The 22,638-nt window shown below is 66.5% G+C and carries 19 protein-coding genes and 2 tRNA genes; 16 read left to right on the forward strand and 5 right to left on the reverse strand.

Annotated elements, in window-relative coordinates; translation table 11 throughout:
* The first annotated feature begins 7 nt into the window (after window positions 1-7).
* Together G341_RS0112965 and ettA are read left to right on the forward strand one after the other, a co-directional pair.
* Window positions 8-634 carry a hypothetical protein gene (locus G341_RS0112965; RefSeq protein ID WP_018179576.1) on the forward strand — a complete coding sequence of 209 codons (627 nt, stop codon included), beginning with the start codon at window positions 8-10 and terminating at the stop codon, window positions 632-634.
* 82 nt (window positions 635-716) lie between these two features.
* Window positions 717-2,390, forward strand: a complete 1,674-nt coding sequence (ettA, locus tag G341_RS0112970; RefSeq protein ID WP_026303622.1) for an energy-dependent translational throttle protein EttA — start codon at window positions 717-719, stop codon at window positions 2,388-2,390.
* A gap of 46 nt (window positions 2,391-2,436) precedes the next feature.
* Here ettA and G341_RS0112975 read toward each other — a convergent pair whose 3' ends face one another.
* Window positions 2,437-3,324: a LysR family transcriptional regulator gene (locus G341_RS0112975; protein ID WP_018179578.1), complete on the reverse strand. Its 888-nt coding sequence runs from the start codon at window positions 3,322-3,324 to the stop codon at window positions 2,437-2,439.
* Between the two features lie 71 nt (window positions 3,325-3,395).
* On the opposite strand from G341_RS0112975, the gene G341_RS0112980 reads away from it, so the two are divergent.
* From G341_RS0112980 to G341_RS0112995, 3 genes are all read left to right on the forward strand, one after another.
* Window positions 3,396-3,776 carry a nuclear transport factor 2 family protein gene (locus tag G341_RS0112980; protein WP_043451534.1) on the forward strand — a complete coding sequence of 127 codons (381 nt, stop codon included), beginning with the start codon at window positions 3,396-3,398 and terminating at the stop codon, window positions 3,774-3,776.
* 240 nt (window positions 3,777-4,016) lie between these two features.
* Window positions 4,017-8,537, forward strand: coding sequence for an NAD-glutamate dehydrogenase (locus G341_RS0112990; RefSeq protein ID WP_018179580.1), 4,521 nt, complete (start codon window positions 4,017-4,019; stop codon window positions 8,535-8,537).
* 39 nt (window positions 8,538-8,576) lie between these two features.
* On the forward strand, window positions 8,577-9,266 hold the full coding sequence (locus G341_RS0112995; protein ID WP_018179581.1) for a DUF8185 domain-containing protein: 690 nt from the start codon (window positions 8,577-8,579) through the stop codon (window positions 9,264-9,266).
* Here G341_RS0112995 and G341_RS0113000 read toward each other — a convergent pair.
* Together G341_RS0113000 and G341_RS0113005 are read right to left on the reverse strand one after the other, a co-directional pair.
* Window positions 9,263-10,918 carry a glycoside hydrolase family 13 protein gene (locus G341_RS0113000; RefSeq protein WP_018179582.1) on the reverse strand — a complete coding sequence of 552 codons (1,656 nt, stop codon included), beginning with the start codon at window positions 10,916-10,918 and terminating at the stop codon, window positions 9,263-9,265. The two genes, G341_RS0112995 and G341_RS0113000, sit on opposite strands and share 4 nt — an antisense overlap.
* Window positions 10,915-11,319 (reverse strand): globin, encoded by a 405-nt coding sequence (locus tag G341_RS0113005; protein ID WP_018179583.1) that lies wholly within the window; start codon window positions 11,317-11,319, stop codon window positions 10,915-10,917. Before G341_RS0113005 ends, G341_RS0113000 begins: the two co-directional genes overlap by 4 nt.
* Before the next feature lie 232 nt (window positions 11,320-11,551).
* On the opposite strand from G341_RS0113005, the gene G341_RS0113010 reads away from it, so the two are divergent.
* The 3 genes from G341_RS0113010 (at window position 11,552) to G341_RS0113020 (ending at window position 12,958) form a co-directional block, all read left to right on the forward strand.
* On the forward strand, window positions 11,552-12,154 hold the full coding sequence (locus tag G341_RS0113010; RefSeq protein WP_018179584.1) for an HNH endonuclease: 603 nt from the start codon (window positions 11,552-11,554) through the stop codon (window positions 12,152-12,154).
* Window positions 12,155-12,237: 83 nt separating this feature from the next.
* A complete protein-coding gene (ctaJ, locus tag G341_RS0113015; protein ID WP_026303624.1) occupies window positions 12,238-12,486 on the forward strand; it encodes an aa3-type cytochrome oxidase subunit CtaJ in 249 nt (82 codons plus the stop codon).
* Window positions 12,473-12,958 carry a DUF5130 domain-containing protein gene (locus G341_RS0113020; protein WP_018179586.1) on the forward strand — a complete coding sequence of 162 codons (486 nt, stop codon included), beginning with the start codon at window positions 12,473-12,475 and terminating at the stop codon, window positions 12,956-12,958. Before ctaJ ends, G341_RS0113020 begins: the two co-directional genes overlap by 14 nt.
* A 79-nt stretch (window positions 12,959-13,037) precedes the next feature.
* On the opposite strand, the gene pepN is transcribed toward G341_RS0113020, so the two are convergent.
* Complete coding sequence (gene pepN, locus G341_RS0113025) at window positions 13,038-15,611, reverse strand: aminopeptidase N (RefSeq protein WP_018179587.1); 2,574 nt, start codon at window positions 15,609-15,611, stop codon at window positions 13,038-13,040.
* A gap of 97 nt (window positions 15,612-15,708) precedes the next feature.
* On the opposite strand from pepN, the gene G341_RS0113030 reads away from it, so the two are divergent.
* The 4 genes from G341_RS0113030 to sthA all read left to right on the forward strand — a co-directional run bounded on the left by G341_RS0113030 (window position 15,709) and on the right by sthA (window position 19,178).
* Complete coding sequence (locus G341_RS0113030; RefSeq protein ID WP_018179588.1) at window positions 15,709-16,317, forward strand: mycothiol-dependent nitroreductase Rv2466c family protein; 609 nt, start codon at window positions 15,709-15,711, stop codon at window positions 16,315-16,317.
* A gap of 67 nt (window positions 16,318-16,384) precedes the next feature.
* Window positions 16,385-16,858, forward strand: a complete 474-nt coding sequence (locus tag G341_RS0113035) for a ribose-5-phosphate isomerase (RefSeq protein WP_018179589.1) — start codon at window positions 16,385-16,387, stop codon at window positions 16,856-16,858.
* 4 nt (window positions 16,859-16,862) lie between these two features.
* Window positions 16,863-17,663: an Fpg/Nei family DNA glycosylase gene (locus G341_RS0113040; protein WP_018179590.1), complete on the forward strand. Its 801-nt coding sequence runs from the start codon at window positions 16,863-16,865 to the stop codon at window positions 17,661-17,663.
* A 72-nt stretch (window positions 17,664-17,735) separates the two neighbouring features.
* A complete protein-coding gene (sthA, locus tag G341_RS0113045) occupies window positions 17,736-19,178 on the forward strand; it encodes a Si-specific NAD(P)(+) transhydrogenase (RefSeq protein ID WP_018179591.1) in 1,443 nt (480 codons plus the stop codon).
* 227 nt (window positions 19,179-19,405) lie between these two features.
* On the opposite strand, the gene G341_RS0113050 is transcribed toward sthA, so the two are convergent.
* Window positions 19,406-19,476: transfer RNA gene (locus G341_RS0113050), tRNA-Gly, on the reverse strand.
* Between the two features lie 229 nt (window positions 19,477-19,705).
* Between G341_RS0113050 and G341_RS0113055 the strand changes: the two genes are divergently transcribed.
* The 4 genes from G341_RS0113055 (at window position 19,706) to G341_RS0113070 (ending at window position 22,624) form a co-directional block, all read left to right on the forward strand.
* Window positions 19,706-19,782, forward strand: a tRNA-Pro gene (locus G341_RS0113055).
* Window positions 19,783-19,837: 55 nt separating this feature from the next.
* Window positions 19,838-21,184 carry a trigger factor gene (gene tig / locus G341_RS0113060; RefSeq protein ID WP_018179592.1) on the forward strand — a complete coding sequence of 449 codons (1,347 nt, stop codon included), beginning with the start codon at window positions 19,838-19,840 and terminating at the stop codon, window positions 21,182-21,184.
* Window positions 21,185-21,320: 136 nt separating this feature from the next.
* The gene (locus G341_RS0113065; protein ID WP_018179593.1) at window positions 21,321-21,944 is read left to right on the forward strand and encodes an ATP-dependent Clp protease proteolytic subunit; all 624 of its coding nucleotides are present in this window, start codon (window positions 21,321-21,323) and stop codon (window positions 21,942-21,944) included.
* A 35-nt stretch (window positions 21,945-21,979) separates the two neighbouring features.
* A complete protein-coding gene (locus G341_RS0113070; RefSeq protein WP_018179594.1) occupies window positions 21,980-22,624 on the forward strand; it encodes an ATP-dependent Clp protease proteolytic subunit in 645 nt (214 codons plus the stop codon).
* Window positions 22,625-22,638 lie beyond the last annotated feature (14 nt).

The raw sequence follows: 22,638 nt of genomic DNA on the forward strand, positions 1-22,638 counted from the left end.
GGGTGGTGTGCTCGACCCTGGATGGGTTATCGCCGGTGCTGCACTGAGCCTGGTCGGAAGCATCTCGTACGCGTACGCGACACTGATCGGCGCGGCGCGTCCGAACGTTGTGACCTGGTCGCTGTGGGCGGCGGTACCGATGGTGGCCTTCTCGGCTCAAATGGACTCGGGGGTCGGCCTGCCCGCGCTGATGACACTGTCGGCAGGTGTCGGCCCATCGATCGTGCTGATATCGGCGCTACTGTCGCGACATATGCGGGTACGAGTCGGAGTATTCGACGTGGTGTGCGGGGTAGTCGCGACGAGTGCGGTGGTCGTCTGGCTGGGGCTGGGGCGGGCGCCGGTGGCAGTCCTGGTCGCGATCGTCGCGGATTCGGTCGCTTTGCTGCCGACTTTGAGGAAGGCCTGGCGCGACTCAGTTTCAGAGCGGATCGAGTTCTATGCGCTGGTCGCCGTGGGTGCGGCCATCACTCTGTTGACGATAACGAGTTGGGGTCTGCAGGAATGGGCGTTCGCCGCCTACCAACTGGCGGCGTGCATCATTGTGATCGGTGTTCTCGCACGCGGCCGACTGCACATCGGTGAGTCACCGGATACGCGGTCGTACAGCCTCAAGCGTCGCGGCGGACGGTGAGTCGGCGCAAAAACGGCGGCGTGTTCGGGGTCTCTACACTGGATGCCTGTTGTGCGTTGCGCGCTGAGGAGAGGTAAAGCCATTGGCTGAATTTATTTACACGATGAAGAAGGTGCGTAAGGCGCACGGCGACAAGGTGATCCTGGACGACGTCACGATGTCGTTCTATCCGGGTGCCAAGATCGGCGTGGTCGGTCCGAACGGCGCCGGCAAGTCGTCGATCCTGAAGATCATGGCCGGCCTCGATCAGCCGTCCAACGGCGAGGCGTTCCTCGATCCCGACGCGACCGTCGGCATCCTGCTGCAGGAGCCCCCGCTCAACGAAGAAAAGACCGTTCGCGAGAACGTCGAAGAGGGCATGGGCCAGATCAAGGTCAAGCTCGACCGCTTCAACGAGGTCGCCGAGCTGATGGCCACCGACTACTCCGACGAGCTCATGGAAGAGATGGGCAAGCTGCAGGAGGAGCTGGATCACGCCGACGCGTGGGATCTCGACTCGCAGCTCGAGCAGGCGATGGATGCGCTGCGCTGCCCGCCGGGCGATACCCCGGTCACGAACCTGTCCGGCGGCGAGCGGCGACGCGTCGCGCTGTGCAAGCTGCTGCTGCAGAAGCCCGACCTGCTGCTCCTCGACGAGCCCACCAACCACCTCGACGCGGAGAGCGTGCTGTGGCTCGAGCAGTTCCTGGCGTCCTACCCGGGCGCCGTGCTCGCCGTCACCCACGACCGGTACTTCCTCGATCATGTCGCGCAGTGGATCTGCGAGGTCGACCGCGGCAAGCTGCATCCGTACGAGGGCAACTATTCGACCTATCTCGAAAAGAAGGCCGAGCGTCTCGAGGTGCAGGGCAAGAAGGATCAGAAGCTGCAGAAGCGGCTCAAGGAAGAGCTCGCCTGGGTGCGTTCCGGTGCCAAGGCCCGGCAGACCAAGAACAAGGCTCGTCTTGCCCGGTACGAAGAGATGGCGACCGAGGCCGAGAAGACCCGCAAGCTCGACTTCGAGGAGATCCAGATCCCGACGCCGCCTCGTCTCGGCGACGTCGTGGTCGAGGTGAAGAACCTGGACAAGGGCTTCGACGGCCGCGTGCTGATCAAGGATCTGTCGTTCACCTTGCCGCGCAACGGCATCGTCGGCGTCATCGGCCCCAACGGTGTCGGTAAGACCACGCTGTTCAAGACGATCGTCGGACTCGAGGAGCCGGACTCGGGTTCGGTGAAGGTCGGCGAGACCGTCAAGCTCAGCTACGTCGACCAGGACCGCGCGAACATCGATCCGAAGAAGAACGTGTGGGAGGTGGTCTCGGGCGGCCACGACTACATCGAGGTCGGACAGAACGAGATGCCGTCGCGGGCGTACGTCAGCGCGTTCGGCTTCAAGGGACCCGATCAGCAGAAGCGGGCGGAGGTGCTCTCGGGCGGTGAGCGCAACAGGCTGAACCTCGCGCTGACCCTGAAGGAGGGCGGCAACCTGATCCTGCTGGACGAGCCGACCAACGACCTCGACGTCGAGACCCTGAGCTCGCTGGAGAACGCCCTGCAGAACTTCCCGGGCTGCGCCGTGGTCATCAGCCACGACCGCTGGTTCCTCGACCGCACCTGTACCCACATCCTGGCGTGGGAGGGCAATGTCACTGAGGGACAGTGGTACTGGTTCGAAGGCAACTTCGAAGCGTACGAGGCCAACAAGGTCGAGCGACTCGGCGCCGACGCGGCTCGGCCGCATCGCGTGACGCACCGCAAGCTCACTCGCGGCTGACCGCGGTCAGTAGGCTCGCCATCCCGGCGCCGCAGGCGGCGACGGGTTAGCTGCTGGTGGCGCCCCGAATGGCCAGACCGCCGCGCAGAGCGTTTGCGAACGCTCGCGCGGCGGTGCCGGCTGTGGGCGCCGACGCCAACGACAGCGATGTCCGTGCCGAACCCTCGATCCGGATCGCGACCAGGTCGCTGCCCGCGAGCATGGATGCGGTCAACACGGCCTTGCCGACTCCGTGAGATGCCAAGGCGATCAATGCTTCAGGCGAGTGCGCCTCGACCGCCGGCACGACGTCCACACCGCCCGCAGCACAGGTCTTTATCAGTGCGCTGCGCACTCCGGTGCCATTCGGCAGCGTCAGCACCGGTTGCCCGACGAGCCGCGCCACGGGTAGGGACCGCCGATGTGCCCACGGGTCCTGCTGCTGAACGCCCACGGCCAGCGGTTCGTCGACGATCGGGTAGACGTCGAACTCACTCGGCAGTGGACCGGCGTGGGCGACCAGGGCGACGTCGATGTCGCCGGCGAGGAGCGACTGAATCAGCATGTCGGAGTTGCCTTCGCGGGCGCTCACCGCGATATCCGGATGCTCGTCGCGAAACGCGGCGAACGCGGACAGATAGCCCGGGATCGTGCAGCCGACGACGGTGCCCACCCGAACCTCGCCGCGCACGAGCCCGGCGAGATCGGCTGCAGTGGAGTCGATCTGGCTGACGGCCGCCAGAGCGGCACGCGCGTGCGGCAGCAGCGCCGCGCCCTCGCTGGTGGGCGTGGCGATCCGGGAACCGCGGGCGAAGATTCGCACGCCCAGCTCGCGCTCGAGCTTGGCGACCTGTGCCGACACGCCCGACTGACTCACGTGCAATGACTGTGCGGCCGCGGTGAACGAGCCGCGCCGGGCGACCTCGACGACATAGCGCAGCTGATGCAGTTCCATAACCAATGATTGTAGGAACTATCTGAACTATCTGTTAGACATATGTGTCGATCGCGGTGACCATGAAATGCATGACAACCAGTGCCAGCCCTCGCCCGACAAGCCCGCGTGAGATCGCCGAGCTGTATTTCGCCAGCTGGGCCGCCGGGGATCCGGAACCGCTACGTGAATTCCTCTCGCCCACAGTGACATTCGACGGGGCGCTCGGATCGACCAGAGGCCCCGACGAGTTCCTGGCCGGGTTGGCGGGCATGTTCGCCGCCACCACCGCCAATGAGGTGCGCCTGCGGCTTGCCGACGACGCCGACGTCGTCACTTGGTCGGAGCTGCACATCGCCGGCGGCCCGCCGATGCAGGTCGCCAACTGGACACATGTGGTCGACGGTCTGATCGCCGCTGTTCGTGTCACTTTCGATCCCCGGCCGATGCTCTCCGGCGACGCGGGCCAATGACGCGGCGCCATAGGGCCCGGGTCGATTTGATGTCCCGATTGACGGAATGCTGACTCGATTGCGCACACGCGCCGTCGGCGGTGCCTACCATCGCTGCTAGGGACTGCGGACTGAGTCCCGTGCAGCGACGGAGGTAATCCGGTGGCCCGAGACTCAGAACCCGATCCCCACCCCGGCGGGTATTTTCACCGGGACGATGCCGCGCCGGAACGCCGCGCGCGGTTCGACATCCATTCGGAGATGGCCGCGCGCCGGGCTCCGGGCACCATCGAGGTCCGCGGTCGTACCCGCGACGATGCGGGTGTCGACGTCTACGCGGTCGCCGACGACATGCCGCTGCTCGTCGAAGGTGTGCTTTCGGCACTGCATGATTCGGGGCTGAACATCGTCGACGTCGAGCATCCGGTGATTGCGGGGGAGTCCTGGATCTGGGCGCGCACCGACGCGGCCGGAGGCACCGTCGATACCGACGAGATCGCGCGGCGGGTGCGTGCCGTCCTCGGTCGGGTACAGGCGGTCGATGAGGACCTGTCCACCCTGCGACAGCATCTGGTGACGCTCGCGGACGAGCTCGAACCGCATGTGGGCGCGCCCGGGCTCGAGGTCAACGCCGAACACGTGGCCCTGTTGCGCTGGCTCGCCGACAACAGGTTCACTCCGTTGGGCGGCGCACCCGAGAGCGGCGAGGGTCCGCAGCTGGGCATCTGGCGAACGAGCCCCGACGAGGTCGACCGTCCGGGCGACCCGCCGTTCCGTCCGCTGTCCATCGAGCAGATCTATCTGCCGACGGGTGTGCATCGGTCGGACTACCCCTATGCCGTGCGGGTCACCAGGTATGGGTCCGACGGGTCGATCGTCGGTGTGTACCGATTCGTCGGCTGGTTCACGGTCACCGCGGAGAACGCCGACATCACCGAGATCCCGATGGTCTCCCGCCGCGTCGCCACGGTCTTGCGTGACGCGGATGTCCTGCCCGACAGCTACACCGGCCGCATGATGCTGGAGCTGATGCAGGTATTCGGGCGCGGCGATCTGCTGACCACCAGGTCCGACGAGATCGTCCGGATCCTGCATGACGTGCTGGCGGCCATGCCGACGCGCGAGCTGCGGTTGTTCCTGCGGCCGGAACCGGGCGGCCAGGTGATCACGGCGCTCGTCTATGTGCCGCGCGACCGGTACACCACCAAGCTTCGACTCGAGCTGCAGGATCTGCTGGCACAAGAGCTTTCGGGATCGTCGCTCGAATACACGGCCCGCGTGGGCGAGTCTGTGCTCGCGCTGCTGCGCGTCGTGATGCGAGTCCCGGCCGACAAGCATGCCGACGTCGACACGCTGGACACGGGCGGCACCCGGCAGCAGCAGATCCAGCAGGTGCTGACGCTCGCGGCCCGCACGTGGGACGAGCGCGTGCGCGACGCCGCCGCGCAGGACGACGTCGATACGGACCTGGTCGGACGGTATCTCGCCGCTCTGAACGACCGCTACCGGACCGATCGACTCCCGGAGGATGCACTCGCGGACATCATGGCCGTCCACGCCCTGTCCGAGGGGCAGCTGGGCGTTCGGGTCGGGCAGAACATGGCCAAGGTCGCGACGATGGAGGAGGTGCCGCACGACCTGCGCTGGTCGTTCACCTTCTATCAGGCGGGCCAGCATGCGACGCTGTCCGACGTGCTGCCGGTCCTGCAGAGTCTCGGCGTGCAGGTCCTCGACGAGCGGCCGTACCAGTTCGAGCGTCCGGACGGAATGCGCTGCTGGGTCTATGAATTCGGTATCGAGCTGCCCGAGGATCTGACGCCGTATCCGATCGACGATCCCGACCATGAGATCCGGTTCGCCGAGGCCTTCGCGCAGATCTGGCGCGGTGAGGCCGATATAGACGTCTTTAACGAATTGGTGCTCCGCTGCGGCATCTCCGGACGTCAGGTGGCGATGCTCCGGGCATACGGCCGGTATTTGGCTCAATGCGGATTTCCGTATCGCACCGCCAATCTGGCGAAGACACTCGGGGAGCATGTCGTACTGACGCGCGGGCTCGTCGACCTCTTCGCGCGGTCGTTTGATCCGAGTACGGCGAATGACGCTGAGCGCGAGCGGATTCTGGGGCAGCTGTCGGCGGACATCGGCGAGATCATCAGTCTCGACGTCGACCGTATTCTGCGCGCATATGTCTCGGTGATCACCGCGACGGATCGGACCAACTATTACAACGATCACGCGGTGCTGTCGTTCAAGTTGCGGCCCGGGGATATTCCGCAGACCCCGCTGCCGCGGCCGTTGCACGAGATCTACGTCTACTCGCCGCGCGTCGAGGGTGTGCACCTGCGGTTCGGGGCGGTGGCGCGCGGCGGGCTACGCTGGTCCGATCGACTGGTCGACTACCGCACCGAGATCCTCGGCCTGGTCAAGGCACAAGCGGTGAAGAACGCGGTGATCGTGCCGGTCGGTGCCAAAGGCGGGTTCATCGTCAAACGGCCACCGAACCCGACCGGCGACGCGGCCGCCGATCGGGAGGCACAGCGTGCCGAAGGCGTCGCCTGCTATCGGCTATTCATCTCGGGTCTGCTGGATATCACCGACAATCTCGACCCGGCCACCGGCAAGACGATTCCGCCGGCCGGGGTGCGGCGGCGTGACGAGGACGACGCCTACCTCGTGGTGGCGGCGGACAAGGGCACGGCCACCTTCTCCGACATCGCCAATTCCGTTGCCCAGCAATACGGTTTCTGGCTGGCCGATGCATTCGCGTCCGGTGGTTCGGCCGGTTACGACCACAAGCAGATGGGTATCACCGCGCGGGGGGCGTGGGAGTCGGTGAAGCGGCATTTCCGCGAGATGGGTATCGACACCCAGCGCGAGGAGTTCACCGTCGCGGGCATCGGCGACATGAGCGGCGACGTGTTCGGCAACGGCATGCTGCTGTCCCCGCATATCCGACTGGTGGCCGCGTTCGACCACCGCCACGTATTCCTGGATCCGGATCCGCTGCCGCAGAAGTCGTTCGATGAGCGCGCCCGAATGTTCGCGCTGCCGCGATCGTCGTGGGCCGACTACGACGAGACTCTCATCAGTGCGGGCGGCGGGGTCTGGCCACGCGACCGGAAGTCGATTCCGGTCAGTCCCGAAGCCGCCGCGGTGCTGGGGATCGACCCCGAGATCACCGAGATGGCGCCGCCAGATCTGATCAAGGCGATTCTGCTGGCGCCGGTGGATCTGTTGTGGAACGGCGGCATCGGCACCTACATCAAGAGTTCGGCCGAGACGAACGACGAGGTGGGGGACAAGGCCAACGACGCAATCCGGGTGAACGGGAATCAGCTGCGGGCCAAGGTCGTCGGGGAGGGCGGCAACCTCGGCGCCACGGGCCGTGGGCGTATCGAATTCGACCTCGCGGGCGGCCGGATCAACACCGATGCGATGGACAACTCGGCCGGCGTCGACTGCTCCGACCATGAGGTCAATATCAAGATCGCGCTGGCGTCGGCGATCTCCGCCGGGCTGCTGCCCGATGCGGAACGCAATGGGGTGCTCGCCTCGATGACCGATGAGGTCGCCGACCTCGTTCTGGCCGACAACATTTCGCAGAACGCCGAGCTGGGCGTGGCCCGGGCGACGGCGCTCGACCGCGTGGAGGTGCACGCGCGGCTCCTGGCCCAGCTCGCCGGCGACTACGACGTCGACCTCGAACTCGAAGACCTGCCGACCCCCAGGCAGCTGCGCAAACGCGTCGATACCGAGGGACGGGGACTCACGTCGCCGGAGCTAGCGACGCTGATGGCGCACGTCAAGCTGACGCTGAAGGCCGAGATGCTCTCGACCGATCTCGCCGACAATCGGCTGTTCGCCGACCGGCTGCTGAACTACTTCCCGCGCCGACTGCAGACCGACTACCCCGAGCAGATCCGCGGGCACTCGTTGCGGCGCGAGATCGTTGCGACGGTCCTCGTCAACGAGGTGGTCGATCAAGGCGGCATCACCCATGCGTTCCGCCTGGCCGAGGGCAGTGGCACCGGGCCGATCGACGTGCTGCGGTCGTATGCGGCGATCACCGAGATCTTCGGGATGCCCGAACTCTGGGAACGTATCGATGCCGCGCCGGTGGGCGTCGAGACGATCGCCGACATGCGTAATCATGTGCGCCGCTTGCTGTTCCGGGCCTGCCGATGGGAGCTGGCGAATCGGCCGCAGCCGTTGGCGATGGGCGCGGAGATCGCGCGGTACCGGGATCGCGTCGAGCGCTACCGCGAACGGGTGCCGCAGTGGTTGTGCGGCGGCGCAGCGGCGCGCGTTGCGGACCGGACCCGGAGTCTGGTCGAGGCCGGCGTCGATCCGGGCCTCGCGGCCGAGGTGTCGGTGAGTCTCGACGAGTTCAGCCTGTTGGACATCGTCGACATCTCCGAGATCAACGAACGCCGTATCGATGAGGTCGGTGCGCTGTATTTCGCGCTGGCGGACCGGCTGGCGATGGATCAACTGTTGCACGCGGTCACCCAACTCGACCGAAACGACCGGTGGCACGCACTGGCACGCTTGGCATTACGTGATGATCTGCAGGGTGCGGTGCGAGCGCTGACGCAGCGTGTTCTGGAGATCGGTCTGCCCGACGAGTCACCTGAGGTGAAGATTCGCGACTGGGCGTCGTCCAACGCGTCCAGCATCGGTCGGGTCGAATCGACCCTCGCGGATATCCAGGCCACAGGCAGCCTCGATCTGGCCACCCTCTCCGTCGCGGCGCGCCAGATCCGCAGTCTCGTCCGGTGATCTCCCGATGGGTTTGAGGGTGGTCCCTACGATGGAACGATGAGCCAGAACCGTTTGACGTTGTCCGACGTCCGCTCGGCGCCGGATATCGCGGCCTTCCTGGGCACATCCCTGCGCGCCGGCGGCCCCGGCGTGGTGCGCATGAAAGAACGGCCCGACGGTCTGCTCGGGCTCTGGGTGACCACCGGGTTCGAGGTGCTAGCCACCCGCGCCACACCCGCGGAGATCTCGTCGGACGATCTGGTGGTAGACGCGCAGTCACTGCGAGACATGTTGCGGACCAACGGTTCCGAGGAAAGCATCGACGTCGGGATGTCGGTGGCGAGCGCCTGGACCGGGGCGTTGCCGCCCGACGGCGGGTATACGCGGATCGACGACGTCCCCGCGCGCGTTCTGGTGCAGCTGGCGCGCGACGGCGCCGAGGTCGCCCGGACCGAGGGCGGTCCCAAGGGGCCGCCGGCATCGCTGCTCGATCAGTCGGTGCTCACCGTGACCGGTTCGGCCGGTGCGCAGCTGGAGATCCCGATGCGCGCGGTCTTCGCGCTGAGCGCCATGGGTTTCATACGCCTGCCCGGTGGGGATGCGATCACCGAGAACACGGCCGTGGACGAGGTGGCTGCCGACGAGCCGGTCCGCGTGTCGATGGCGGGCAGCTGGGGGCGGCTCGACGCCCGCTACGGCTCGATCTACTTCCGGCGGCCCGGTGGCCTGACCCTGAGCGTGGTCTAGGCGCCCCGGTCGGCGGCTGCGGGCGGGACGAGCCATGCGGCTGAGTCGGGCGGCAGCAGCCCCTCGCCGGTCAGCGGGCTGCTCGACAGCAGCGGTGTGCCGGGCGGCAGGCCGATCGGTTCGGTACCGGCGTTCACGACGCAGATCAGGCCGCCCGCGCTGCGCCGAAATGCCAACGCGTCCGGACGGGATCCGTACCAGTCGATCGAATCGCCGCTGAATTCGCTTCTGCTCTTACGCAGTTCGATGGCTGTCCGATACAGCGACAAGGTCGAATCGGCGTCCTCGAGCTGCGCCTCGGTGGTCAGCGATGCCCAGTCGTCCGGCATGGGCAGCCAGGTGTCGGCGCTGGTGCTGAACTCATACGGCGGCCGGTCGCCGCCCCACGGCAGCGGAACTCGGCAGCCGTCGCGGCCGCGATCGGTGTGCCCGGACCGTTCCCACACCGGATCCTGCAGCGCCGAGTCCGGCAGGTCGACATTCGGCAGGCCGAGCTCGGCGCCGTTGTAGATGAATGCCGTTCCGGGCAGCGCCAATTCGACCAGGATGAGCGCTCGCGCCCGCTTCGTGCCGATGTCGCGGCCGGCGTCCGCGTCGGCGCCCTTGGCCAGCCGCGTCACCTCGCGGTCGACGTCATGGTTGGACAGCGTCCACGTCGGCACGGCGCGGACCGCGTGGACGGCGGCCAGGGATTCGTCGATCGCCGTGCGGATGCGCGCCGCCGACCACGGCGCCTCGGCCAGCGCGAAGTTGAATCCGAGATGCAGCTCGTCGGGCCGCACGTATTGGGCGAATTCGCTGCCGTCGCGGACCCAGATCTCGCCGATCGCCACCGCATCCGGGTAGTCGTCGAGGACGCGCCGGATCTTGCGGTGAATGCGGTGCACGCCGGGATTGTTGAATCGGATGTCGTTTTCGTCGCCGGTCAGCAGTTCTACGACCGATCCGTCGGGGGTGGCCGGCATGTCGGGCAGGCCAGGGGGTTTGGCCATGCCGTGGGCGACATCGATGCGGAAGCCGTCGATCCCGCGGTCCAGCCAGAAGCGCATCGTCTTCTCGAGGTCGGCCCACACCTCGGGGTTGTTCCAGTCGAGGTCGGGTTGTTCGGGCGCGAACAGGTGCAGGTACCACTGGCCGGGGCTGCCGTCGGGCTCGGCGATCCGCGTCCACGCCGATCCGCCGAAGATGCTGCGCCAGTTGTTCGGTGGTTCGGCGCCTGACGGTCCGCGACCGTCGCGGAAGATGTAGCGCTCGCGCGCCGCGCTGCCGGTCGGACTCCGGAGGGCCTCCTCGAACCAGGGATGCTCGCGACTGGTGTGGTTCGGCACCAGGTCCATGACGACTTTGATGTCGCTGTCGTGGGCCGCCGACAGCAGCGCGTCGAACGCCGCCATCCCGCCGAACAGCGGGTCGATGTCGCGGGGATCGGAGACGTCGTAGCCGTGGTCGGCCATCGGGGAGCGGGTCACCGGTGACAGCCAGATGGCATCCACCCCAAGCAGTTCCAGGTAGCCGAGGCGATCGGCGACACCGAGCAGGTCGCCGACGCCGTCGCCCGACAGGTCGGCGAACGAGCGCGGATAGATCTGATAGAAGACCGCGTCCGCCCACCACCGTCGGTCGGAGCGATCGGCGGCAGGCGATTCGGTCATAGCGGAGAGTTCACCAGCATTTGCGCCGCCGAGTCCATGTATTCGACAAGACGGGAGCGATGCTCGTCATCGAGGCGGTCGGAGTCGATCGAGGCGATCGCCGTGTGCATGCAGCGCAGCCACGCGTCGCGTTCGAGCGGGCCGATCTTGTACGGCATGTGGCGCATCCGCAGCCGGGGATGCCCGCGCTCCTCGGAGTACGTCCGGGGGCCACCCCAGTACTGCTCGATGAACAGTAAGAAGCGACGCTCGGCGGGGCCGAGATCCTCCTCGGGATAGAGCGGACGCACGATCGGGTCGGCGGCGACTTCCTCGTAGAAGCGGCCGATCAGCGCCGCGAAGGTGTCGTGGCCGCCGACCGCGTCGTAGAAAGTCTGCTCCTGTTCGCTCACAGTCGCCATTGTTCCATCGCGATCGGGAACGGACCGCGCGGCCGGGTGGGCGCGTGAGGGCCGGACCGTCGCCGCAGGCGTCCGGTTCGCCGACTGTTCATCGAACATCCTGCTGATAAATGCAGATATTGCCGTGCATGGAGGCCGATGGCGTGATCAACTAGCCGTGGCGCGGCCGCCCGGTGCGGCGATGCCGGGGCGCGCCACGCACCGAAGCGCAGATGATCGAAGGCACGTCAGGATGAAGCGAAACCGACCGCATCCGACCAGACCTGCGGCCGTGACGGAACTGCATGTCGCACGTCCGCAGCCCGCAGGCCTCGGGCAGCGACGAGTGCTGCTGCTCAACGCGACCTATGAGCCGCTGCATGCGATCAGCGGCCGTCGAGCGATCGTCCTGTTGCTCCGTGAGCGTGCCGAGGTGCTGCATACCGAGACCGCCGGCGCCCAGGTGCATTCGGCCGGACTCACCCTCGACATGCCGTCGGTGATCCGGCTGCGCACCTACGTCAAGGTCCCGTTCCGCTCGGTCGTGCCGCTGACCAGGGCCGCGCTGATGCATCGCGACGGGCACCGGTGCGGATACTGTGGCGGACGCGCGGACACGGTCGACCACGTGGTGCCGCGCAGCCGAGGCGGGGAGCACAGCTGGGACAACTGTGTCGCATGTTGCGCCAGTTGCAACCATCGCAAAGCCGATCGGTTGCTCTCGGAACTCGGCTGGACTCTCACCACCAAGCTCGCCGCGCCGAACGGCACGCAGTGGCGCCTGCTGTCGACGGTGAAGGACGCGGCTGCGATCGATCCGACGTGGACGCAATATCTCAATGCCGGGGCTGCGTGACTCTACGACAGCCCGTCGGATAGATTTCAAGGGAACATTCCCTGTGTTTGCGGACTCCCCGTGTTGCGGAAGGTAAGGGCGAAGTGGAAAGTCTGATTGTTCCGATCGGCATGCCGGTCACGATTATCACGATCGTTTTCGTGCTCGCGTGCGTCGTGTCCATGTTGTTCGCCCGCGGTTCGAAGTACCCCAAGCAGCAGACGTACTCGCTCGATCAGAAGTGGACGCATGAGCCGCTGCTGCTGAGCGCGACGGAGGACGGGCCGGTCGCCGCGCCTGAGCACGGCCACGGCGACATCGAGATCGGAGGCTCGGCTCATGGCAAGTGGTGATCACGGCGGGTTCTCGCTCCCGGCGCACATCGACCCGAACAATCTGCCCCTGGGCACGGCCATCACCACCAGCGGCCGCCTGTCGATCGCGCGGCAGCCGGGTGCTGACGTGACGACGCCGCCGTTCACGACCAAGGAACTCGTCGCCCTCGACGAGACCCTGTCGAAGGCGAGCGACGAGGCGCTGGTGCGGTTCTCGATCTACATCGGCGACCTGGGCGATGACGCCGTCGCGGGTGCCGAGAAGGTGCTGCCCGGTGTTCCGGAACCGGAACATGCCGCGCTGCTGGCCGTTTCGCCGAATTCCAAGGATGTCGTCGTGGTGTCCGGCGCCAAGGTGGCCGACCGCGTGAACGATCGCGTCGCGCAGCTGGGTGTCACGGCCGCGATCGCTGGCTTCCGCTCGGGTGACCTGGTCGACGGTCTGGTCTCCGGTATCCGGGTGATGGCCAACGCCGCCAAGCGTTCCTGATTCGGACGCAGTCCACTAGCTGACGGACGAACCCCGCAGGTGAGACCTGCGGGGTTCGTCGCATTCTGGACGCGTGGCGCTAGCTCGCGTCGTACCGCCGGTTCCGCAGCGATCGGACGACGCCGTCGCGTCCCTCTGAGATCAGCCGTCGCAGGGCGGGCGGGTGATCTCCGGCGAGAAAGTCGTCGGCGGCCGCGATGGCGGCATCGTCGATGGCCCAGCCCGGGTAGAGGCCGACGATGACCGACTGGGCGACCTCGCTCGTGCGTCGATCCCAGACGTCCTGCGCCGCGGCGAAGTATTGCGCCGTGTACGGGGTGAGGAGCGATTCCTGGCCCGCCCGCGCGAAGCCGCCGATCACGGCGCGGCCCAGGGTGTTCGACAGCTCGTCGTCGAAGACGGCCTGCTGCCAGGCCGCCGCCTTGGCCTCGGCCGACGGGCGTGCGGCCCGGGCGGTGGCGGCTCGCCGTTCGCCGGTGGCCGTGTTGTCGCGGCCGAGTTCGGTGTCGATCACCGGCGTCTCCGCGGATTCCGCGTCGATGCGCCCCGCCGCCGCGAGCGCCGTGACCAGCGACCAGCGCAGGTCCGTGTCGATGACCAGGCCGGGCAAGTCGACCGATTCCGGTGCGGCCCCGGCGACCAGCTCGGCGAGCACGCCCACCACATCGTCGGGCAGCACACTGGACAACAGCGTGTTGACGAATGCCAGCTGATGATCGGAGCCGGCATCGGCGCCGCGCGCGAGTTCGAGCAATCGCCTGCTGAAGGTCGGCCAGCCGGTCTGCGCCGCCCACTCGGGGTGGGCATAGGAGCCGATCGCCGTCTGTGCCTGCAGCAGAACCCGTTGCACCACACCGATTTCGGACTCGGCGCCGATGCCCTGCTGTACCAGGGCGGCGAAGTCGCGGGCCCGCATCTGCGCCTGTCGCGTCATCTCCCAGGCCGCCGACCACACCAGCGTCCGCGGCATCGAGTCGGCGATATCGGCGATCCGGCTGGTGGCCACTGCCAGCGAGTCGTCGTCGAGGCGTACCGAGCAGTAGGTGAGGTCGTCGTCGTTGAGCAGCACCAGCTTCCCGCGCGAACTGCCGACGAGCTCGTCGACGCTGGTGCGCTCGCCCTCGACATCGAGCTCGACCCGCTTGACGCGCACCAGCTTTCCCTGATCGTCGTCGTACACACCGACCGCCAGACGATGCACTCGCGTCTCGCCGGCGCCGGGCGCGGCACCCTCCTGCACGATCTCGAAGCGGGTGAAGTTGCCGTCCGCGTCCACGTCGAAATCGGGTCGTAGCACGTTGATGCCGGTGGTCTTGAGCCACTGCGTGCCCCAGTCGGACAGATCGCGTCCGGACGAACGCTCCAGCGCACCAAGCAGATCCGCGAACGTGGCATTGTCGAACTGGTGCGCGGCGAAGTAGTCGCGCAGGCCGGCGAGGAAATGATCGAGCCCCACGTAGGCGACCAGCTGCTTGAGGACCGACGCCCCCTTGGCATAGGTGATGCCGTCGAAGTTGACCTCGACGGCGGCCAGGTCGGGGATGTCGGCGGCGACCGGGTGCGTCGACGGCAGCTGGTCCTGCCGGTAGGCCCACGACTTCTCGACGTTCGCAAACGTCGTCCAGGCGTTCTTGTATTCGGTGGCCTCGGCCTGACATAAGACCGAGGCGAAGGTGGCGAAGGACTCGTTGAGCCACAGGTCATCCCACCACTTCATGGTGACCAGGTCGCCGAACCACATGTGCGCCATCTCGTGCAGCACGGTCTCGGCGCGGCGCTCGTACAGGTACCCGGTGACCTTGGACCGGAAGACGTAGTCCTCCAGGAATGTCACGGCACCGGCGTTCTCCATCGCGCCCGCGTTGAACTCGGGGACGAAGAGCTGGTCGTACTTGCCGAACGCATAGGGGATTCCGAAGTTCTGGTGATAGAAGCCGAAACCCTGCTTGGTCTCGGTGAACAGGCGGTCGGCGTCCATGTGGTCGGCCAGCGATGCGCGGCAGTAGATGCCGAGATCGATGGTGCCGTGCTCGTCCGTGTACTGATCCGTCCACTTCGCGTACGGACCGGCGATGAGCGCCACCAGGTAGGTGCTCATCAGTGGGGTAGTGGCGAAAACGAAGCTGCCGGAACCGGACTCGGCACTGGGGGCGCCGTTCGAGATCACCTGCCAGTCGGCGGGCGCCTGCACCCGCACGTCGAACGTCGCCTTGAGGTCGGGCTGATCGAAGCAGGCGAACATCCGCTTGGCGTCGGCGGTCTCGAACTGGGAGTAGAGGTACACGGCCTGATCGGTCGGGTCGACGAATCGATGCAGGCCCTCGCCGGTGTGCGAGTACACGCAGTCGGCCACCACGGTCAGGGTGTTGTCGGCGGCGAGCCCGGTGAGCGCGATGCCCGTTTCCTCGTCATAGCCGGACACGTCGACCGGGTTGCCGTTGAGCGTCGCCTCGTGCACCGTGGCGGCGATCAGGTCGATGAAGGTGTCCGAACCCGGCGTGGCGCTGAAGGTGACCGTGGTGGTCGAGCGAAAGTGCTTGTCACCCTGGCTCGTCGCGTCCGGGCGCAGGTCCAGGTCGATCGTGTAGTTGGTGACCGAGACGGTCTGGGCGCGCTGTTGCGCGGCGTCCCGGGTCAGGTTGGGCGCTGCCATGTGTTCTCGCATTCGCTCGCGGGGATCTCGTCGTCACCACCGTAGTGGTCACGCGCTCGGGGTGGGTCGGCTCGTGAACGGTTGTACCTTGGGACGTATGAGTAACCGAGACCGCGCAGACTTCTGGTTCGACCCGCTTTGCCCGTGGTGCTGGATCACCTCTCGATGGATCCTCGAGGTCGAGAAGGTTCGTGACATCGAGGTGAATTTCCACCTGATGAGCCTGGCGGTGCTCAACGAGGGCAAGGACATCCCGCCGGAGTACGCCGAGAGGCTGGCGCGGGCCTGGGAGCCGGTGCGGGTGATCGCGGCGGCGCAGGCGCAGCGGGGCGACGAGATCCTGGCGCCGCTGTACGAGGCGATGGGCACCCGGATCCACAACCGCGGCTATGACGATTTCGCGCCGGTCATCAAGGAATCGCTGGAGGAGCTCGGCCTGCCCACCGAGCTCGCCGCCGCGGCGAGCTCGACCGAATTCGACGAGGCGATCCGGACCAGCCACCATCAGGGCATGGACAAGGTCGGCGACGATGTGGGCACCCCGACGATCCACATCAACGACACCGCATTCTTCGGGCCCGTGCTCTCGCGCATTCCGCGCGGTGAGACGGCCGGACAGTTGTGGGACGCCTCGGTGACGCTCGCGGGTTACCCGCATTTCTACGAGCTCAAACGGACTCGTACCGAGGATCCGGAATTCGACTGAGTCGGAGCTCCGATCGGCTGCTGACCCCGGCGCACAATTGGCCCGACGACCTGCAACAATTGTCGCCATGCGCGTATACCTGGGAGCGGACCACGCCGGATTCGAGACGAAGAATGCCATCGCCGAGCATCTGAAGGCGGCCGGCCACGAGGTCATCGATTGCGGCGCACACGCCTACGACGCCGACGACGACTACCCGGCCTTCTGCATCGACGCGGCCCGCAAGGTGGTCGCCGATCCGGGCAGCCTGGGCATCGTGCTCGGCGGCAGCGGCAACGGCGAGCAGATCGCGGCGAACAAGGTGCCGGGCGCTCGCTGCGCGCTGGCCTGGAGCGTCGAAACCGCGAAGCTGGCCCGCGAGCACAACAACGCGCAGCTGATCGGCATCGGCGGCCGGATGCATCCGCTCGAGGAGGCGCTCGCGATCGCTGACGCCTTCCTGGCGACGCCGTGGTCGGAGGCGCCGCGCCACCAGCGCCGCATCGACATTCTGGCCGAATACGAGACCACCCACACCCCGCCGCCGGTTCCGCAGGCGTAGCGCCGTGCCCGAGGGCCACACGCTGCACCGACTGGCCCGCGACCACAAGAAGCGCTTTGCGGGTCAACAGGTCTCGGTGACCAGCCCGCAGGGGCGGTTCGCGGTCGAGGCGGCGCGATTGGACGGCCGCGAGTTCGTCGGCGCGCAGGCCTGGGGCAAGCACCTCGTCCATGAGTACGCCGGGGGACTGCTCGTCCATGTCCACCTCGGTCTGTATGGCGCGTTCACCGATCACCCGGTGCCGCTGCCCGATCCGGTCGGGCAGGTGCGCATGCGGATCGTCGGTGCACATACCGGCACGGACCTGCGCGGCCCGACCGCGTGCGAGATCTACAGCGCCGCAGATCTTTCCGCACTGACCGATCGGCTCGGTCCGGACCCGCTGCGGCGCGACGCCGATCCGGCTCGGGCCTGGGCACGGATCTCCCGATCGGGTCAGCCGATCGCGCAGCTGTTGATGGACCAGAAGGTGCTCGCCGGCGTCGGCAACGTGTATCGCGCCGAACTGCTGTTCCGCCACCGCATCCCACCGATGACGCCCGGCCGAGAGCTATCGGAGGCGCAGTGGAAGGCGATGTGGGACGACCTCGTCGCCCTGATGCGGATCGGCGTGCGCAAGGGTCGCATGCATGTGGTGCGGCCCGAAGACGACCACGGCGCGCCGTCGTATGCGCCCGACCGGCCGCGCACCTACGTGTACCGCCGGGCGGGCGAACCGTGCCGGATCTGCGGTACACCCGTCATGCTGGCCGAGCTCGCGGCCCGCAAGCTCTACTGGTGCCCGTCCTGCCAGGCTGCGGGCTGATCCGGGCGGCCTGACGCAGGCGGACGGCGCGCTTGTCCGGTGCGATCGTGACAGATGCGGGACAGTTATCGCATGGACCATTTCGATCTGCTTGTCATCGGATCCGGACCGGCGGGACAGAAAGCTGCGATCGCGGCTGCGAAACTCGGCAAACGGGCCGCGGTCATCGAACGCCGCGACATGGTCGGCGGAGTGTGCATCAACACCGGCACCATTCCGTCGAAGACGATGCGCGAAGCGGTGCTGTACCTGACCGGCCTCAATCAGCGGGAGTTGTACGGCGAGTCGTATCGGCTCAAGGACGACATCACGGTCGGCGACCTGTCGTCCCGGACGCAGCACGTGATCGGTCGGGAGATTGACGTCGTACAGAATCAGCTATCCCGCAACCGGGTCCAGATGATCGTCGGCTCGGCTCGCTTCACCGGGCCGCACGAGATAGATGTCGTTACCACCGGCGGCGACCACAAAACGGTGACCGCGGACAATTTCGTCATCGCCGTCGGCACTCGGCCGGCGCGCCCGGAATCCGTCGACTTCGACGGCGCGACCATCGTCGATTCGGATCAGATCCTTGGTATGGACCGGGTGCCGATGTCGATGGTGGTGGTCGGCGCGGGTGTGATCGGCATCGAGTATGCGTCGATGTTCGCTGCGCTCGGCACCAAGGTCACGGTCGTGGAGAAGCGGTCGACGATGCTCGACTTCTGTGATCGGGAGATCGTCGAGGCTCTGCAGTATCAGCTGCGCGATCGCGGGGTCACATTCCGCTTCGGCGAATCGGTGAAGACCGTCGAGAAGCATCCTTCGGGCACCCTGACGATCCTGGAGTCGGGGAAGAAGATCCCGGCCGACACCGTGCTGTATTCGGCGGGGAGACAAGGCGTCACCGACGAGCTGAACGTGAGTGATGCGGGGCTGACCGCCGACGCACGTGGCCGATTGACGGTCGATCCGCACTTCCGCACCGAGGTCAGCCATATCTACGCCGTCGGTGATGTGATCGGGTTTCCGGCGCTTGCCGCCACCTCGATGGAGCAGGGGAGGCGGGCCGCGTATCACGCGTTCGGCGAGCCGGTGGGCGAGTCCGAGGGGGAGCAGCCGATCGGTATCTACTCGATCCCCGAAGTCAGCTACGTCGGCCGTACCGAAGACGAGCTGACGGCTGCCGATATCCCGTTCGAGGTGGGCATCAGTCGCTACCGCGAGTTGGCCCGCGGCGCAATCATGGGCGACGCCTACGGCATGCTCAAGCTGCTGATCGACGCGAATACCCGGAAGATATTGGGCGTCCATGTTTTCGGCAGCAATGCGTGTGAACTCGTGCACGTGGGCCAGACGGTGATGGGCCTGGGCGGGACCGTCGACTACCTGGTCGACGCAGTCTTCAACTACCCGACGCTCTGCGAGGCGTACAAGGTGGCCGCACTCGACGCCGAGAACAAGATGCGCGCGATCAGCCGGGTCTCCACCGTCGGCAACACGGGAGAGCTCGGCCTGGAGAACACCGGATAGCCTCGCTCGACGCGACAGTGGTAGATACATTGGGACATATTGCTGCTATTGTTTCTAACTGCGGTTGTCCCACCAACCTCAACCGCTACCCGGCCCTGTGAGCGGGGCGCTCTCGGGCCGGGTATCTCCAGCCGATCCGGCTGTCTGTGCGAGTCTTTGATGATTCGGATCTCGACGGCAGCTGACCCAAAGGAAAAGGCCAGAAGGCGATGCCTTCTGACCTGCGGAGCGGGTGACGGGAATCGAACCCGCGTAGCTAGTTTGGAAGACTAGGGCTCTACCATTGAGCTACACCCGCGTGCATACGACACGATGGGATCGCCACCGGCCGTGTGCGCAGCAGACTGTACCGCGAACCGGCGTCGGCAACGAAATCGGGTGCGTACGGGCACATGTGCTCAGCTGCTGGCACTCGATTTCTCGCGCTGTGGTCGGGCACGTACTATTTGCGGTTGGCATGCGCCGCGCCTGAATCGCCGGTAGTGCCTGGGGCAGGCCGGAGACCGTTTGTTTGTGACCTGCACCGACGGGATGTGGCGCAGCTTGGTAGCGCATCCGCTTTGGGAGCGGAGGGTCGCAGGTTCAAATCCTGTCATCCCGACCACGCCGATCACCGAAGTCGGTATCCAGTAGGACAACGCATGAGGAGTCAGAGCGCAGTGAAGAGCACCGTCGAGCAGTTGAGCCCGACCCGAGTGAAGTTGAGCGTCGAGGTTCCGTTCGAGGAGCTCGAGCCGGACTTCGCGCGGGCATATCAGTCGCTGGCGCAGCAGGTGCGGATCCCCGGATTCCGGCCGGGCAAGGCGCCGGCCAAGCTGATCGAGGCCCGCGTGGGCCGCGACACCGTGCTGGCGCAGGTCGTCAACGACGCGCTGCCGGCCAAGTACTCGGCCGCCGTCGAGGAGACCGAGACCAAGGCCATCGGCCAGCCCGAGATCGACGTCGCCGACCTCGAGTACGGCCAGCCGGTCAACTTCACCGCCGAGGTCGACGTCCGTCCCGAGTTCGATCTGCCCGAGTACACCGCCCTGTCGGTCGAGGTCGAGCCGGTCAAGTCGGATGACGACGCGGTTGACGAGCAGCTCAAGGCGCTGCAGCAGCGCTTCGGCACCCTCGTCGGTGTCGACCGGGCGGTGCAGGACGGCGACTTCGTGTCGATCGACATGGCGGCCACGGTCGACGGCCAGCCGGTCGAGGAAGCCACCACCAGCGGCCTGTCGCACGAGGTGGGTTCGGGCCAGCTGATCGACGGTCTGGACGAGGCGCTGATCGGGCTCAAGACGGGCGAGGAGAAGCAGTTCGAGACCAAGCTCGTCGCCGGTGAGCATTCGGGCGAGGACGCGACCGTCACGGTCACGGTGAACTCGGTCAAGGAGCGCGAGCTGCCGGCCGCCGACGACGATTTCGCGCAGATGGCAAGCGAATTCGACACCATCGACGAGCTGAAGGCCGACCTGGCCGAGCGCGTCGCGCGTTCGGGCCGCATGCAGCAGGCCGGGGAGGTCCGGGATGCGGTGCTGGCCAAGCTGATCGAGTCGGTCGACATCCCGTTGCCGGAGAAGGTCGTCGACGCCGAGGTCGAGGCGCAGCTGGAGCCGATCTTCCACAGCCTGGGGCATGACGACGAGCAGATCGCGAAGCTCTTCGAGGCACAGGACACCACCCGTGAGGAATTCGAGAAGAAGGCCCGCGAGACCGCCGAGGAGTCGATCACCCGCCAGCTGCTGCTGGACGCGATCGCCGATCAGCAGGAGACCGAGGTCAGCCAGGACGAGCTGACCCAGCAGATCCTGTTCCAGGCGCAGCAGTACGGCATGGCCCCGCAGGAGTTCATCAACCGTCTGCAGCAGGCCGGCCAGGTGGGCGCGGTGTACGCCGATGTCCGCCGCGGCAAGGCGCTGGCGTCGGTGGTGAACAAGGTCGCCGTCAAGGACACCGCCGGGACCGTCGTCGATACCGACGAGTTCTTCGGTGAGCCCGCGAACGAAGAAGACGCAGCCGAGTAATTCTAATTCTTCTGCTGTCAGCGAAGAAGGGCGGTGCCGGGACTCCGGCGCCGCCCTTCTTCGTTAGGGTCGGTGTCAACACCAGACACACCGCGTGTCCCACAAGTAAGGCATTTCCGAGCGAAGGTAGGCATTCGTGACTGAGTTCTCCCCGGCGCATTCGCTGTCGCAATCCTCGTTGTCGCCGACGGCGACGTCCGGCGTCAGCGGCCTGAGTCTGTCCGACTCGGTCTTCGAGCGGCTGCTGCGCGAGCGGATCATCTTCCTCGGCACCCAGGTCGATGACGACATCGCGAACCGACTGTGCGCGCAGATCCTGCTGCTCTCGGCCGAGGATCCGACCAAAGACATTCACATGTACATCAACTCGCCCGGTGGTTCGGTGAGCGCCGGCATGGCGATCTTCGACACCATGCGTCTGGCCGAGTGCGACGTCGCGACCTACGCGATGGGCCTGGCCGCGTCGATGGGGCAGTTCCTGCTCGCCGCCGGGACCAAGGGCAAGCGCCATGCGTTGCCGCACGCGCGCATCATGATGCACCAGGGTTCGGCCGGCATCGGCGGCACCGCGGCTGACATCGCGATCCAGGCCGAGCTGTACGCGTCGACCAAGGTCGAGATGAACAAGCTGATCGCGGAATTCACCGGCCAGACGGTCGAGAAGATCGAGGCCGACTCCGATCGCGACATGTGGTTCACCGCCGAGCAGGCGAAGGACTACGGCATCGTCGACCACATCATCACCCGCCCGGTCCACTGAGCCGCGCTCGAATTCACCGAACCAGGAGCATTTCCATGAACGATTACTACGGCGCCAACGGGCCGCAAGCGCGCTACATCATGCCGGAGTTCATCGAGCGCACGCCGAACGGCGAGCGGGTGATGAACGCCTACGCGAAGCTGTTCGAAGAGCGGATCATCTTCATCGGCACCCAGATCGACCCGGTGCTGGGCAGCGACGTCGTCGCGCAGCTGCTGGTGCTCGAGTCGCAGGATCCTGACCGAGACATCACGATGTACATCAATTCGCCCGGCGGCAGCGTGTCGGACATGCTGTCGATCTACGACGCGATGCAGTATGTCCACTGCGACATCGCGACCATCTGCCCGGGCGAGGCCGCGTCGGCTGCGGCGATCCTGCTGGCCGGCGGAACGCCCGGCAAGCGTGCGGCGCTGCCGAACGCCACCGTGCTCATCCATCAGCCCCGGACCGGCGGATCGATGCGCGGCCAGATCTCCGACCTGGAGATTCAGGCCGCCGAGATCGAGCGGTTGCGCAACAGGCTCGACGAGATCCTGTCGCTGCACACCGGGCAGTCCGTCGAGCAGATCCGCAAGGACACCGATCGCGACAACATTCTGACCGCCGAAATGGCCAAGGAATACGGGATCATCGACGAGGTGTTCGAGTACCGCAAGAAGTCTGCGCTGCGTAAGTAGTCGGCCGCGTCGCC

This window comes from Jongsikchunia kroppenstedtii DSM 45133, from assembly GCF_000380485.1.
GTDB classification, from domain to species: domain Bacteria; phylum Actinomycetota; class Actinomycetes; order Mycobacteriales; family Mycobacteriaceae; genus Jongsikchunia; species Jongsikchunia kroppenstedtii.

Excerpts from the sequence above, each read along its gene's own strand:
- G341_RS0113070 (WP_018179594.1), top strand. The coding sequence starts at position 21,980 with ATGAACGATTACTACGGCGCCAACGGGCCGCAAGCGCGCTACATCATG.
- G341_RS0112995 (WP_018179581.1), top strand. The coding sequence starts at position 8,577 with ATGAGCCAGAACCGTTTGACGTTGTCCGACGTCCGCTCGGCGCCGGAT.
- G341_RS0113010 (WP_018179584.1), top strand. The coding sequence starts at position 11,552 with ATGAAGCGAAACCGACCGCATCCGACCAGACCTGCGGCCGTGACGGAA.
- G341_RS0112980 (WP_043451534.1), top strand. The coding sequence starts at position 3,396 with ATGACAACCAGTGCCAGCCCTCGCCCGACAAGCCCGCGTGAGATCGCC.
- G341_RS0113030 (WP_018179588.1), top strand. The coding sequence starts at position 15,709 with ATGAGTAACCGAGACCGCGCAGACTTCTGGTTCGACCCGCTTTGCCCG.
- pepN (WP_018179587.1), bottom strand. The coding sequence starts at position 15,611 with ATGGCAGCGCCCAACCTGACCCGGGACGCCGCGCAACAGCGCGCCCAG.
- G341_RS0112990 (WP_018179580.1), top strand. The coding sequence starts at position 4,017 with ATGGCCGCGCGCCGGGCTCCGGGCACCATCGAGGTCCGCGGTCGTACC.
- G341_RS0113020 (WP_018179586.1), top strand. The coding sequence starts at position 12,473 with ATGGCAAGTGGTGATCACGGCGGGTTCTCGCTCCCGGCGCACATCGAC.
- G341_RS0113035 (WP_018179589.1), top strand. The coding sequence starts at position 16,385 with ATGCGCGTATACCTGGGAGCGGACCACGCCGGATTCGAGACGAAGAAT.
- G341_RS0113005 (WP_018179583.1), bottom strand. The coding sequence starts at position 11,319 with ATGGCGACTGTGAGCGAACAGGAGCAGACTTTCTACGACGCGGTCGGC.
- G341_RS0112975 (WP_018179578.1), bottom strand. The coding sequence starts at position 3,324 with ATGGAACTGCATCAGCTGCGCTATGTCGTCGAGGTCGCCCGGCGCGGC.
- G341_RS0113000 (WP_018179582.1), bottom strand. The coding sequence starts at position 10,918 with ATGACCGAATCGCCTGCCGCCGATCGCTCCGACCGACGGTGGTGGGCG.
- sthA (WP_018179591.1), top strand. The coding sequence starts at position 17,736 with ATGGACCATTTCGATCTGCTTGTCATCGGATCCGGACCGGCGGGACAG.